This window comes from Haloplanus sp., from assembly GCF_028275055.1.
GTDB lineage: Archaea > Halobacteriota > Halobacteria > Halobacteriales > Haloferacaceae > Haloplanus.
Map to the genome: position 1 here is coordinate 1 of NZ_JAQCNJ010000009.1, position 13,451 is coordinate 13,451.

Sequence of the window (13,451 nt, forward strand, 5' to 3'; positions counted from 1 at the left end):
AGAGGTGCTGCAGGACGTTGTCAAGCGTCCGTGATGGTGATGACAATGCCTTGGCGTACTGGTTGGCGAACGGGGCCCAGAACCCGTAGAGGAACGCCTCGTACATCTGCGCCATCACTGCGGTCTCGGATTGCGTGTGGCCGTGGTTCTGGACGGTCTCGATGTAGTCTTCGATGGTTTCGAGGCAATGATCCAGGACTTCGGGGGTCGGCTCGTCGGTGGCGACGAGAATCATCTCGTCGTCCTCACCGATCACGACTTGCTCTGCCTCTGGGAGGACAGACATCGTCGGGATGGACGTCGATTCCTTGACCTGGTTGTTGTACGCGCTCAGCGGCGCGGTGATACTGTGGTCCTCAACGGTCGCACCACGGTCGCGGAGCCCGGCCCCGAACTCGTCGGCAGTGTCTTTGTCCACCTTGCTGGTTCCCATCCGTATCTTCTCGTCGGGCGCACGAACCCGCGGCCGGTCGAGTCCATCCGTCAACCCCGTCTCGTGATCTGACTCAACGAGTCCAACATCCGGAGAATCGTCCTCGTCCGGAGCATTAGGTGAGTCGTCCTCGTCCGAAGAGTCCTCTGATTCGATGACGTTTCGGTCGGCGTTCTCGGGGTCTTCGACAAACGCGACTGTCTCCTCGGCCTCCTCAGGGTCGTCAACAACGGCGGTGACTTGGTCGGCGACGTCTTTCAGGTCCTCAACAGCGTCCTGATTCAGGGCAGCAGTGTCGCTCACATCAAGATCACCGGCACCAACCCAGTACTCGATGCGGTTCTCTCGCTCTTCTGGTGAATCAGCCTCCTCCAGCGCTTCGACAAGCCCTTCAAGGAGCGTCTGGTCGCTGTACCCGTCACGGTACTCGTCGATGAACCGCTCGAACTCCTCGTCCAGTTCGGTCCCGACATCGGTCGTAATGACGGAGATCTGGTTCGTGTGGTACTCCCAAGAGTTCCGTGAGAGGTTCGCTGACCCTTGGACGAGCTTCACCGTGTCGTCCGGCATCACGATTCGGTAAATCTTCGAGTGGACTGTCTTCCGGTTCTTCAATCGAATCGTGAGTCGGTCGTCCTGTCGCAGTCGCACGAGCGACCTCGCTGTCGATACTTCGCTCACCTGGTCAGCGTAGTCTTCGGCGTTCCCGATGAGTACGTCCAGTGAACCAATGTCGTACTCGGTCAGCATCTTCACCATCAGATCGGGCGTTTCCGCGTACGTCACGGCATCCACGTGACGAGCGCCTGCGAACAGATCAAGAAAGTCAGCGCGCTCTTTCACCATCGCCAGTCGGTATTCCGCAGCACCCGAGCCGTAGAATTCCGGCATATCTGCGAATCGGTCGAACGAGATATTCGCTGTCAGTTCGTCCATACACACGGCAGCAGTCTGAAACGAATAAAACCGTGCCGCAGGGCGGTAGTAGAATATACGTAGCCGACACTTGGTGACACTTCGACAGCGATGAACGAGACGGACATATTCCCCCGTCCGGAGACGAGGAAATCCCACGGCACTACACCGCTGGATTGGATTGTTAATACGTAGGTTGGTTCTGGTCGCGTTCCGTCCATGATCGCTATCAGTACCTCGATATCGGATCTCCGCTGGGAGTACTAACGTTCGGCAGAATGTACGTACACACGTACTTCTGGACGTACTCATGGATGTACACGAGTACGTACCCAGAGACGTACTGCCAAACGCTTGCCGTCCCCTCCCTGTGCCGCCATTGAGACGATCCGAACGCGCCGAGCTAGTTGGACGAGGGGTGAACCATCCCCATTTCGGTCAAGGATTTGTTTTTCGACGAGACGATCGATCCCAGCAGACACCGCCTCCTCGTCGCCAACGGAGAGCTCTCGGACGTTCGAAAGAACACGTTCGCTGATCGCGCGTGGACTCCGAAGGCCCTCATCGACCGCTTCCAAGATACCGTACTCAACTTCGAATTCGGTTGCGAACTCCGACACGCGATCCGTAAACGAGGATGGCAGCCCGGAAAGCGACTGTACAGCCACCTCGATAGTAAACAACGGGTGAGATTGATTACGGATATGCGTCGCTTCAATTGACCCCGTATTGAACGGGCGCTGTTCCTCAATCTCGTTGAGAATCACTTCGTAGGCGAGTCCACGCTGCGCGTACGTCCGCATATCTTCAATGTCGCGTCGTCTGCCAGCCCCTAAGTCGCCGCCGGACACTGCCTTCAACAAGAACAAATCCTCGTCAGCGAGCACGTACGCCGTTGCATACTCCCCTGTCCAGAACTCGTCCGCCCGGTCGTGCATGCTCTCTGTGATCCAGACTTTCCCGACAACCTGTTGCTCAAACAAGTCAACCCGAAACCCGCGGCCAGGATGGTAGAGCTCAACCGTTTTCCCAACCCCGTCGAATGACGCGGTCGGCTCACCCGTCACCTGAAACCCTTGTTCTCGAAGGGCGTGATAGACGTGTTCGAATTCGGTTGGCACGCCGAGGGCCAAGTCGATATCTTCGGTTTGGTCTTTCAGCCCGCGAACTGTCATTGCAGACCCGCCAAGGAGGTACACGTCCACCGATTCTGAGATCCACTCGTCAAACTCGGCAAGAAACGTCTTGATGGCCTCCTCGCCGCTGAAGACGGTCATTTATACGACTCCATACTGATCTTTCAGCGCCGCGTATTCTTGAGCACTCGGCAAGGGACTTCCCGCCTCCATCTCATCGGCGGCGTCAGTGCCTTCGTCTATAAGACGATACATCCGGGGTATCATTGAGTCCAGACCGTACCAAGTCGCAGTCTCGGTGAGTGTTTCCTGTTCGATTCGTTCCTGTTCGATGAGCAGCATCGCGTAGCTCACGCGTCGGGAGTCAGTGTTGAGGACGAGTGTATGGCAAACGATGTCTGCAAGGGTGAGATCGTCGTCTGGCGCGTACCAGAAGGCGGGTTCTCCTGCAAGGAAGAACTGCAGGCCGTACGCTTGGAATTCCGCTAATCCAGTCACGTCCCAGTCGTCGGCGTTCTGGAGTTTCTCCGTGTCTTCGGAGGTTTGTACTTGGACGAGCGCGCGTTTCGGGTCATACCACGCAATTGTGGCACTGGGCGCGAGTCGCCGAACACGGTTGCGATGGCCATGCCTGACGACGGTGTTGGCGAATTCGAGTAAGGGGTGAAGGTCGTCGGCGAGTGCGTACTCTGGGCCGGCGGGAGCGAGCATCGCTCGGTTCTTCAACGGGGATAACGCCTTGTGGACAGCCTGTCGCGTAATTCCTAATCGGTCAGCGATTGTGGTGATGCGGCGTGGTTCATCAAGGTACCAGCAGACCTGTATCGTGGCCGGTGAGAGGAGGTCCGCCCAGTCCACGTGCCCGAGGTTCGATGTCAGGTCCCGGTACGCTTCGACAATCGGGTCGTCAGAGGCGCGCAGGACACGCTGGTTGTGCTGCGCTCGGGACTCGTCCAGTACCCCTTTGTCGAGTAAGTCGTCAACGACGCGGTAGACCTGCTTGCGACTATACCCGGTTTCTGCGGCCAGCTCTTGTGCGGTTGCGTCCGCCCCGGAACTCAGCACGTCTAGAATAGCGAGCCCGGCCTTCGTAAGCATCCTTGTAAACTATATTGTCTTAACAGTTAAAAGAGTTTCCGCATTTTAGTTTACAACCAGCCTCTATACCGTCGGAATCCCCCCGGGTGAAGGATTGTGACTTCCAGCCTCTTCTCAGTTGGAACACAGACGAGAATCCGCGCGGGACGCGAAGAGTACCGAGTCGAGTTTATCGAATTGGTCGTGAGGAAATCCGAGGGGGTCGCCCACGCACCGCTCCGTGGGCATTTGAACCGTGAGTATGATGCCGCCTCCCCGATTTGAACTCGCCGAAAGACTCGCTGGCGCTCGTCTTTCGACTTCCCGCTCACTCCGTTCGCGGGAAGGGGGACAGCTCGATCTTCAGTCGAGTACGAACGTTTTTCGAATGAAAACCGCGTAGAAGCCGGATGCCGCCTCCCCGATTTGAACGGGGGACAGCTCGATCTTCAGTCGAGTGCTCTCCCAGTCTGAGCTAAGGCGGCGCAGTTTCGACGAGGAGGAAAGCGGGCAAAAGGATTTCGGAACACGGCGGTGCGGTGTCGTCACACCGTGGGCGTCGCCTACGACCCGAGCAGGTCGTCGACCAGTTCCTCGGGGTCGAACGGGGCGAGGTCGTCGTACCCTTGCCCGGTGCCGAGAAAGAGAACGGGCTTGCCGGTGACGTAGGCCACCGAAATGGCCGCGCCACCCTGTGAGTCGGCGTCGGCCTTGGTCAGTACCGCACCGTCGATTTCGGCGGCGTCGTCGAACTGCTGGGCGCGTTCGACGGCGTCTTGCCCGGCCACCGCCTCGTCGACAAACAGCGTCAGATCGGGGTCGACCACGCGGTCGATCTTTTCGAGTTGGGCCATCAGATCGCTCGAGGTGTGGAGCCGACCGGCGGTATCACCGAGCACCACGTCGACGCCGTTGGCCTCGGCGTACTCGACGCCGTCGTAGACGACCGCGGCGGGGTCGCCGCCCTGTTCGTGGGCGATCAGGCGTTTGTCCAGCGCCTCGGCGTGTTCGCGGATCTGTTCGTTCGCGCCCGCGCGGTATGTATCGCCGTTTGCGAGAACGGAGGAGTACCCTCGCTCGTCGAAGTACCGCGCCATCTTGGCGATGGTCGTCGTCTTGCCGACGCCGTTGACACCGGTGAAGACGATGGTGACCGGCTTCTCGGCGTCGGCGATGCGTTCTTCGAAGTCGAACTGCCCGACACTGATGACCGACAGGAGGGCGTCGGCGAGGGCGTCCTCAACGAGGTCACCCGTACTCGCCATCTGGGATTTTGTCTCGCCGATCAGGTTCGAGCGGAGGTCATCGAGAATGGCCTCCGCGACGCCCATCTCGACGTCGCTTTCGAGCAGTGCCATTTCGAGGTTCCAAAGGGGGTCCTCTAGATCCTCGGCTTCGAGGACGACCTTGCCGGTGGCGAAGGCCTTGGCCCGCCGGAGTCGGCCGGGACCGTCGGCGTTGTCTGCCCCCGGGTCCGGGTCCGCATCCGGGTCGGTGGCAACCGGCGGTTCGTCGGAGCCGCGTTCGGCAGGGGGCTCCGCGTCGGGGTCCGTATCGGCGTCGGGGTCGGCTCCGACCTCAGCCTCGGTCTCGGTCTCGGTCTCGGCCTCCGCGGCCTCCTCCTCGACGTCGCTCCGGAAGCTGTCCAGCTTGTCTTTCAGTCCGTCGAACATCGCCGGCTACTCGTCGTCGCCCTGTTGTTGCTGGAGTTGCTGCATCTGTTGTTGTTGCATCTGTTGTTGCATCTGCTGGGCCTGCTCCTCGAGTTCGTCGCTCTCGGACTCGAGTTCGTCGATCTCCGCCTGGGTCTCGTCGATCCGGTCATCGAGGATGTCGCGCTTGCGGTCGAGGGCCTCGACCGCGTCGTCCTGGTCCTGTTCGGCCGCGTAGCCGCCGCCCAAGTCGACGATCACCTCGTCGATATCCTGCACTTCGGCCCGGAGGTACGCGCCGCCGCCGAGGGGCACCTGCACCGTCGCCCCGCTGTCGAGGGTTTCGACCGCCTCGATCGCCTCGTCGATCTCGGTTTGCTGGTCGCGGAGATCCTGAATCTCGTTTTCGAGCGCCTCGATCTCCTCGTCGATGGCCTCGATCTCCTGGGAGAGCTGTTGAAGTTGCTGCTGACCGCCACCACCACCCATCATGCCGCGGTCACCCCCTCGATTTCGACCTGGGTGCGCTTGAGGCCGTGCTCGCTCCCGAGCTGGGAGAGCACGTGCTCTCGCGCGACGTTCTCGTTGGGGGCATCGATCGTCTTCTCGAAGTCCCGGTGGCCGATTCGGTCCTGAAAGCGTCCGCTGACGACGAACTGACTCATGTACAGTACAGACGTGAGGAAGCGGGAAGTATCTTCCTACTGCGGGTCGATGTAGCCGAGCGTCTCCTCGACGCGGCCGAGTTCCGGTCCCGTGGTGTCGGGGCCGACGACGTAGCCGGCGGCGTTGGCGATGAGACCGGAGCCGACCAGCGGCGCGCCGTAGTTGATCGTGCCGATATCGGCCCGCACGCCCAAGGTTTCCTCGACGGCCTCCAGTTCCGGTTCGCGGGACTTCGGGTGACAGAGAACGCCCTCGTTGGTTGCGATGGCCGCGGTGCCGACGGTGTGGACATCGGCGAGCCCGCCGCGTTCGACGGGAACGTCGAGCGCGGAACCCACCGTCCGGATCGCCTCGCGGTCCAGATCCGGGTGGACGTACGCCCCGTAATCGTTGGCGAGAATCACGTTGCCGGCGGCGTTGATCCGGCCGGGAAGCTCCGTCACCTCGCGGCCGGTCGCCTCCTCGATGGTCGATATCTCGCGGTCCGTTGCCCGGCTCGACACCAGGAGCCCCTCCTCGTTGCCTGCCACGAGCGAACCGATCGTTCCGGAACCACCGACGGTGGTCGCCACTGGCTCGACATCGAGTTCCGCCGCGATGTCGGCGACGGTGTCGGCGTCGGCATCGGAACGCACGAGCAGGTGGTCGTCCGTCGTCCGGGCGAAGACGCCGACGTACGACGATCCTGCAAAGGAGGCGCGTAACACGCTAGTCGGCGATCTCGGCTTCGACGATCGGTTCGCCGTCCTCGACGAAACGCGCGGCACGAACCCGGAGCTTGCTCGGCGGGTTGTTCCGGCCCTGCTCCCAGATGGCCTCGTTGATGCCCGGATCGAGGCGCACCTCGTTCCCCTCGACCTTGAAGTGTTTCGCGAGGTGTTCGCGGACGATTTTCATCGCGCGGTCGGCACGCTCGTTTGACGGGGCGGCCTTCGCATCGCGGAGCGGGACGGTGACGACGCGTTCCTCAAAGTCGTTGGCGCTCATCTACTCGTCCGTGTCGTTCCGACGCCAGTTGCGTCGCTTGGGGTTGCGCGTGACCTGCCGGTCCGTCTTGAGCATGACCCATGCGGGGACGCGGCTGTTCTGGTTTTCGAGTTTGGCGAGTCGCTTCTTTTTTGCCTTCGACTTCTTGCCCATAGTGCCCTCCACTACCCAGTCGCCGCATAAAATCCTGTTCTTTCCGGTGGCGCGAGACTCGGTGGTTACCGAGCGCGTGTCACGGCGTCCACTCGAACGGGTGAGATGGGGGTGACTGCCATGCGTGCGGCCGTCCGGAGGTCGGAGATCCGCCTACGCCTGCTTGTTGCGGGCCCCACCGCCGGCGTCGACCGCACACGTCGCGGCGGTATCGCGGAACCGTGGCCCGTCTCCGTTGTATCCCGCACCGTTCCTGACCGCCCCTCGGGCGGACGGTTGACCCTCCGTGTCCATGTTGCAGATCTCCGTCGCTCGCCCGGCGTGTCGGCCACGGCCGGAAGCATCTCCGGATTGTCGGTAAGCCGGAGCCTCACTCCGCCTGTGTGCTGTTTCGTACGCGAGCGACCACCGGTGACCACGTTGATCGCCCACGGTCGGGCGTTCGTCGGGTGTCTCCGAGAGGGTTGGCAACTCGGCGGTGTGAGAGCCGGTAGGTGGGGCCGTTCGGGGCTACGTGTCGGCCGAGACCGAGTTCGATATAGCGATATAAACTGTATCACTGCGGTTGTGGCGTTCCACCGGGCGTGTCGGGGAGAAAGCAGCAGACTCCGTCAGCCCGATCGGTCTCGTCGGTTGCTCCCGTCGCGGAGACGTCACGACGCCGACCGGATGCTCGCTGAGACGGCGGCCCCCTGTGAACCGACGCGACCGGGCTTTTCACGCCGTCCCCTCCGGGACCCGCGGCAGTTCTCACCACCGATGGCCACGGGCACGATGCCTGCGCGTCCGCCGTGCGCCGTGGGCTGACGGCACCCACGTCGACGCCGGCACACACGACCCCCGGTTCGTTCTCGCCGCCTCGGATCGGGAGCGCTCTGGATAAATCGTATGTCGCGATATCGAACCGACGTGGCCGGGATCGGGATTAGAGCCGGACCCGTGTGACGGTGTCGTACTCGGGGCCGGTCTCGGTGAGCGTGCTCTCGGTCAGACGGATCTCACTCACCTCGACGCTCCCGACCGTCGGGTCGGCCTCGCGGACGAGTCGCTGGACCGCCGCTTTCCCGCGGGCGTCGTCCATCCGAGCGAGGGTGACGTGGGGGGTGAACCCGTGGTCCGCGGCGTCGACCCCGAGCGCCGTCGTCTCGTGTTCGACCGCCTCATGGAGGCGGGTAAGTTCCCGGCCGCCCGCCCGGACGCCCGCCCAGACGACGCTGATATACTGCATCGAGGGGAAGACGCCGTACCCTCCCACGGTGAGTCGGAAGGGGTCGACGCCGGCGTCGTTGACGGCGGTCGCGAGGGCGTTCTCGACCTCGTCGCGCCGGTCGGGAGCGACCTCGCCGAGGAATGTGAGGGTGACGTGGGCGTTCTCGGGGGCGATACGGCGGAGCCCACCGGTGTCGGGGAGTCGAGCCTGTGTGTTTGCGATCGAATCGGCCAGTCCGTCGAGGTCGACGCCGACGAACAGTCGCATACCGGGTGTCGGGTCGCCCGGATCATAAACCGCCGCCCCTCCCGGTGACGGAGGCCTTAACCCACCAGCCGTACAAGTGTCTGTATGGAAGACGACCGTCCGCACCGCTTCTCGGAGGGACAAGGGTTCGACGAGGAGTACGAGGAGTTCTCGCTCGACCCGCCGGAACTGTCCGTCGACCCCGGCGAGGTCGACCCCGTCGACTCGCGGGTGTTGACCGACCTCCTCGACGAACGGGACGTCGGAAGCGACCAGGTGGATGCCGAGCAGTTGCTCGACGTCGGCCTCTCGTATATGGGGATCAATCGCTTCGAGGAGGCGACCGAGACGTTCGAACGGGCCGCCGAGTTCGCCGGAACCGAGTTGGTGCAACAGGAGGCATGGGTGAACAAGGGGGCCGCCCACGCCCAACTCGAGGAGTACGACGCCGCGGTTGGAGCCTACGAGGAGGCGCTGTCGATCGACGAGGACTCCGAACACGCCGCATCGGCACACACCAACCTCGCGTACGCGCTCTGGGAGTGGGGACGGACGGAGCAGGCACTCGACCACGCCGAACGCGCGGTCGAGGTCGACCCGCGCTTCGCGGAGGGCTGGTACAACCGGGGCTTTTTTCTTGCCGAGCGCGGCCTCTACGAGGACGCGGTGAACGCCCTCGACAACGCCATCCGGTTGGGAATGCGTACCGCGCCGGTGTTGGAAGAAAAGGCGCGAGCACTGGAAGAACTGGGTCAAGAGGAGGAGGCCGAGCGCACCCAAGAGCGGGCGGCGGAACTCCGCGAGGAGGCCGAACGCGAACTCCTCGAGGAGCAGGAGCGGTAGATGCTACTCCGGGAGCGCGAGACGCCGGAGGGGCTGCTGGTGGCCGTCTGTGACGAGGAGTGTCTCGGCGAAACCTACGAACACGAGGCAGGGTCACTAACCGTAACCGAGGAGTTTTACGGCGGAAACGAGGCCGACGCCGACGACGTGGTCGACGCGCTGACGCGGGCGTCGGTCGCGAACCTCGTCGGTGACCGTTGTGTCGGCGTTGCCGTCGGTGCGGGTCTCATCGACGAGGAGCGCATTCTCCACCTGGACGGCGCACGCCACGCCCAACTGCTCTGGTTGTAGCCTACACGATCGACCCTTCGAGTTCCTGGATCTCGGATATCGGGCCGATGTCCACGTAGTGTGTTTCCCCCGAGTCGCCGGTGGGAAGCAGTCGGAGGCGGTATGAGCGGTCGGGATCGACGTCGAAAAGAACGGCACCGGTCTTCGATTCTCCGCTAAGGACCGTCGTCGTGGCGAGTGGCTCGGTGTCGATCCGGTCGTCGTCGTTGATCTTCGGCGTCGCTAGGGGGTCGACGTACCGGATCTGTTCCTCGTTGCCGACGATGAACTCGTTTCGCGGAAACGAGATCGAATCGTTCTGTGGGTTGCTGAGTTCCACCACGATGATCAGAAAGGTGCCATCGGCGGTCGAACTGTTTGCACTGTTGCCGATCTCGTCGGTCCGAAAGAGGTCGATAATCCGGTATCCGATCTCGTTCCCGCCGGTGCCGACGGTGAACGCCTCGTCAACGTCGTGGGTCGGGGGGGACGGCGTTGCCGTCGCCGTGGGGGCCGGTGTCTCTGTCGCCGTTTCCGTCGGCGCCGTCGCCTCCGTGGCCGTTGACGTCTCGGTCGCCGTTGTTCCCGTCGCCGTTGCTCCGTCGCCACCGCCGCCGCCACATCCCGCGAGCAACCCCGAGACCATCGCTCCACAGACAGTGAGTACCCTCCGGCGTTCCATACCACACAACTCGCCCGTCGTAATAAAGAATGTGTCGGGAGGCCGACCGACCGCAACGACGAAACCGAAACCGGTTGCCCGGGCGACAGGACACCGAAGGGGTGTTATCCGTTCGGTTCGTATCAGCCTGCAATGGGAGTTCAGGAGTCGTATCCGATCGATGTAGAGGGCATCCGGGCCGATTTCCCGATCCTCGACCGGAACGTCGGGGGGAACGTGGAGACACCCGGCGAGGGTCCCGAGGACGACACGCCGCTGTACTATCTGGATAACGCCGCGACGAGTCACACGCCGAATCAGGTGGTCGACACCATCACCGACTACTACCGCAACTACAACGCAAACGTCCACCGCGGCATCCACCAGTTGAGTCAAGAAGCCTCGGTCGCCTACGAGGAGGCCCACGACACCGTGGCCGACTTTATCGGTGCGGACGGGCGTGAGGAGATCGTCTTCACCAAAAACACCACCGAAGCCGAGAACCTCATCGCCTACGCGTGGGGGCTCGCGGAACTCGGCCCCGGCGACGCCGTTGTCCTCACCGAGATGGAACACCACGCGTCGCTCGTGACGTGGCAACAGATCGCAAAGCGGACCGGCGCCGAGGTACGGTTCATCCGTGTCGACGAGGAGGGCTACCTCGATATGGACCACGCCGCCGACCTGATCGATGACGACGTCGAGATGGTGTCGGTCGTCCACGTCTCGAACACGCTGGGGACGGTCAACCCCGTCTCGGAGTTGGCCGACATGGCCCACGACCACGACTCGTTGATCTTTGTCGACGGCGCACAGTCGGCGCCCACCCGGCCGGTGGACGTGGCGGCGATGGACACCGACTTTTTCGCGTTTTCGGCGCACAAGATGTGTGGCCCGACCGGTATCGGCGCGCTCTACGGTAAAGAGGAGATACTGGAGTCGATGCAGCCGTACCTCTACGGCGGCGACATGATCCGGCGGGTCACCTTCGACGACTCGACGTGGGAGGACCTCCCGTGGAAGTTCGAGGCCGGCACACCCTCAATCTCGGAGGGCATCGCCTTCGCCGCCGCCGTCGACTACATGGAGGACATCGGGATGGAGGCCGTCCAAGCCCACGAGGAGCTCCTCGCGGAGTACGCATACGACCGACTGACCGAGTTTGACGATGTGACCGTCTACGGCCCACCTGGCGACGACCGCGGGGGGCTTGTCGCGTTCAACGTCGAAGGCGTCCACGCCCACGATCTTTCGAGCATCGTCAACGACTACGGTGTGGCGATCCGGGCGGGCGATCACTGCACACAGCCCCTCCACGACAAACTGGGTGCCGCGGCCTCCGCGCGAGGCTCGTTCTACATTTATAACACCCGCGAGGAGATCGACGCCCTCGTCGATGCGGTCAACGAGGCCCGGGAGCTGTTCGGGTAGCGGCCGAAGTTATCGCCGCTGATACTTTCGGGGGCGGAGTTATTATTCGCCGTTCGGAGATTCATCCAATGAGCTCCCTCGTCAACGGAGAGTCCATCGGAATCGACAAAACGACCGAAGAGCTCGCAACGGAGATCGGGCTGACCGACTCGGAGATCGCGTGGCGCAAGGAGTTCGTCGACTTCACCGCCAAGGATGCCAAACGGTTGACCGAGCTTCGATCACTGGTCGACAGGCGAGAGGAGGAACTCGTCGACGCCTTTCTCGCACCGATCTACGAACACGACCGAACCCGGGAGATCCTCGATCGGTCGCCACGGGACGGGGACGCGTTCAGACGCATCGTCTCGAAGTACTTCCGGACGCTCACGGGGGGACAGTACGACCGCGAGTATTTCAAACACCGGACGCGGATCGGGAGCCTCCACAATCAGCTAGACATGCCGCTTCATTACTTCGGCGGGATGTTCGGCAACCTGCTCACTACGATCCTCGATGAACTCGCAACGGCCACCGTCGAGAACGCGACGGCGAACCTCCCGGAGAAACACCGCGACGAGGTGGCCGAAGCCATCGAAAACGGGTTCGAGAACGGGAAATCGGCCGTTCGAGGGGTGAACCTCGACATGCAGGTGGTCAACGACACGTACCTCCAGTCGTACGCCGACGAACTCCACGAGGAGATCGAGCGGTCCCGAGAGATGCGCGGAGAGATCGCCGACTCGATCGACGATGTCCAGACCGAAGCCGCAAGCGTCACCAAGCGGATGACAAACGTCGACCGACTCATCTCCGAGCAGTCGGAGCGGACGGCCGACCTGTCGGCCGAGATTTCGGACCTGAGCGCCACCATCGAGGAGATCGCGGCGACGACCGACGACGTGGCAACCACCAGTGAGGATGCCCTCGATGCCGCCACCACGGGAGACGAGGCCGCCACCGAGGCGATGGCGGCGATGGAACGTGTCGAGACGAGACAAGCGGAGATCGGGTCCGACGTGGAGGCACTGGTCGACGCGATCGACGAGGTGGAGGGGATCGTCGAGGTGATCAACGAGATCGCGGACCAGACGAACATCCTTGCGCTGAACGCCTCCATCGAGGCGGCGCGAGCGGGGGAGGCCGGCGACGGGTTTGCCGTCGTCGCGGACGAGGTCAAGAGTCTCGCGGAGGATACACAAAAACAGGCGAGTCGGGTCGAGGAGATCATCGGCGACGTGACCGATCACATCGACGACACCGCCCGGAGCCTCGACGAGGCCGACGAGGCCATCGACAGAGGCACCGACCGGGTCGACCGGACACAGGCGGCCATAGAACGCATCGTCGACTCCGTCGAATCGGTTGCGACCGGGATCGAGGAGGTGGCGACGGCCACCGACGAGCAGGCGGCGTCGAGTTCGGAACTGTCGAACATGGTCGACGACGTGGCGTCACGGGCCGACGAGGTGAACGAGGAAGCCGAGAGCATTCTCGAAAGTGTCCGGTCACAGTCCCGACAGATCACGGTCATCGACGACGCGGTCGGGGATTTGGGGTCGGCCGGTGGGACGGAGGTGACGGCCGTGACCGACGCGAGTCGGGGCGGCGACGGACGGTCGGCGGCCGACGGCGGCCACCGGACCGACGGCGGATCCGTCCCCGTACCCGCGGACGTCCGCGACGACGTTCCCGACGAGATCCCGGACGCGGTGCTTGGGGGGATGGACGAGGAAACGATCCGATCGATCGCCCGCGGCGAGGCTGACGGGCCGTTCTGAGCGGGTCGGAG

At 63.0% G+C, this 13,451-nt stretch carries 15 protein-coding genes, 1 tRNA gene and 1 pseudogene; 4 read left to right on the forward strand and 13 right to left on the reverse strand.

Going from position 1 to position 13,451, the window contains the following annotated elements; all coding sequences use genetic code 11:
* From Q0925_RS01040 to thpR, 12 genes and pseudogenes are all read right to left on the reverse strand, one after another.
* Positions 1–1,369, reverse strand: a pseudogene (locus tag Q0925_RS01040) (hypothetical protein); the annotation flags it as partial.
* Between the two features lie 287 nt (positions 1,370–1,656).
* Positions 1,657–2,625, reverse strand: coding sequence for a hypothetical protein (locus Q0925_RS01045; RefSeq protein ID WP_299330925.1), 969 nt, complete (start codon positions 2,623–2,625; stop codon positions 1,657–1,659).
* Positions 2,626–3,582 carry a winged helix-turn-helix transcriptional regulator gene (locus Q0925_RS01050; protein ID WP_299330928.1) on the reverse strand — a complete coding sequence of 319 codons (957 nt, stop codon included), beginning with the start codon at positions 3,580–3,582 and terminating at the stop codon, positions 2,626–2,628.
* A 390-nt stretch (positions 3,583–3,972) separates the two neighbouring features.
* Positions 3,973–4,046, reverse strand: a tRNA-Phe gene (locus Q0925_RS01055).
* A gap of 78 nt (positions 4,047–4,124) precedes the next feature.
* On the reverse strand, positions 4,125–5,234 hold the full coding sequence (gene ftsY / locus Q0925_RS01060) for a signal recognition particle-docking protein FtsY (RefSeq protein WP_299330931.1): 1,110 nt from the start codon (positions 5,232–5,234) through the stop codon (positions 4,125–4,127).
* 6 nt (positions 5,235–5,240) lie between these two features.
* The gene (pfdA, locus tag Q0925_RS01065) at positions 5,241–5,705 is read right to left on the reverse strand and encodes a prefoldin subunit alpha (protein WP_299330934.1); all 465 of its coding nucleotides are present in this window, start codon (positions 5,703–5,705) and stop codon (positions 5,241–5,243) included.
* Positions 5,702–5,878: a 50S ribosomal protein L18Ae gene (gene rpl18a / locus Q0925_RS01070; RefSeq protein ID WP_299330936.1), complete on the reverse strand. Its 177-nt coding sequence runs from the start codon at positions 5,876–5,878 to the stop codon at positions 5,702–5,704. Before rpl18a ends, pfdA begins: the two co-directional genes overlap by 4 nt.
* Before the next feature lie 36 nt (positions 5,879–5,914).
* On the reverse strand, positions 5,915–6,586 hold the full coding sequence (locus tag Q0925_RS01075; protein WP_299330938.1) for a translation initiation factor IF-6: 672 nt from the start codon (positions 6,584–6,586) through the stop codon (positions 5,915–5,917).
* Between the two features lies 1 nt (position 6,587).
* Complete coding sequence (locus tag Q0925_RS01080; RefSeq protein WP_299330941.1) at positions 6,588–6,866, reverse strand: 50S ribosomal protein L31e; 279 nt, start codon at positions 6,864–6,866, stop codon at positions 6,588–6,590.
* Positions 6,867–7,019 (reverse strand): 50S ribosomal protein L39e, encoded by a 153-nt coding sequence (locus Q0925_RS01085; protein WP_049937522.1) that lies wholly within the window; start codon positions 7,017–7,019, stop codon positions 6,867–6,869.
* A 153-nt stretch (positions 7,020–7,172) separates the two neighbouring features.
* Positions 7,173–7,313, reverse strand: coding sequence for a hypothetical protein (locus Q0925_RS01090; RefSeq protein ID WP_299330950.1), 141 nt, complete (start codon positions 7,311–7,313; stop codon positions 7,173–7,175).
* Positions 7,314–7,944: 631 nt separating this feature from the next.
* Complete coding sequence (thpR, locus tag Q0925_RS01095) at positions 7,945–8,496, reverse strand: RNA 2',3'-cyclic phosphodiesterase (protein WP_299330952.1); 552 nt, start codon at positions 8,494–8,496, stop codon at positions 7,945–7,947.
* A gap of 84 nt (positions 8,497–8,580) precedes the next feature.
* Here thpR and Q0925_RS01100 point away from each other — a divergent pair, with 84 nt between their 5' ends.
* Together Q0925_RS01100 and Q0925_RS01105 are read left to right on the forward strand one after the other, a co-directional pair.
* Positions 8,581–9,318, forward strand: coding sequence for a tetratricopeptide repeat protein (locus tag Q0925_RS01100; protein WP_299330955.1), 738 nt, complete (start codon positions 8,581–8,583; stop codon positions 9,316–9,318).
* Positions 9,319–9,609: a DUF424 domain-containing protein gene (locus tag Q0925_RS01105; RefSeq protein ID WP_299330958.1), complete on the forward strand. Its 291-nt coding sequence runs from the start codon at positions 9,319–9,321 to the stop codon at positions 9,607–9,609.
* A gap of 1 nt (position 9,610) precedes the next feature.
* Here Q0925_RS01105 and Q0925_RS01110 read toward each other — a convergent pair whose 3' ends face one another.
* The gene (locus Q0925_RS01110; RefSeq protein ID WP_299330960.1) at positions 9,611–10,270 is read right to left on the reverse strand and encodes a DUF4352 domain-containing protein; all 660 of its coding nucleotides are present in this window, start codon (positions 10,268–10,270) and stop codon (positions 9,611–9,613) included.
* Positions 10,271–10,402: 132 nt separating this feature from the next.
* Between Q0925_RS01110 and Q0925_RS01115 the strand changes: the two genes are divergently transcribed.
* Together Q0925_RS01115 and Q0925_RS01120 are read left to right on the forward strand one after the other, a co-directional pair.
* Positions 10,403–11,680, forward strand: a complete 1,278-nt coding sequence (locus tag Q0925_RS01115) for an aminotransferase class V-fold PLP-dependent enzyme (protein ID WP_299330962.1) — start codon at positions 10,403–10,405, stop codon at positions 11,678–11,680.
* Positions 11,681–11,748: 68 nt separating this feature from the next.
* A complete protein-coding gene (locus Q0925_RS01120) occupies positions 11,749–13,440 on the forward strand; it encodes a globin-coupled sensor protein (protein ID WP_299330965.1) in 1,692 nt (563 codons plus the stop codon).
* The last annotated feature ends 11 nt before the right edge of the window (positions 13,441–13,451 follow it).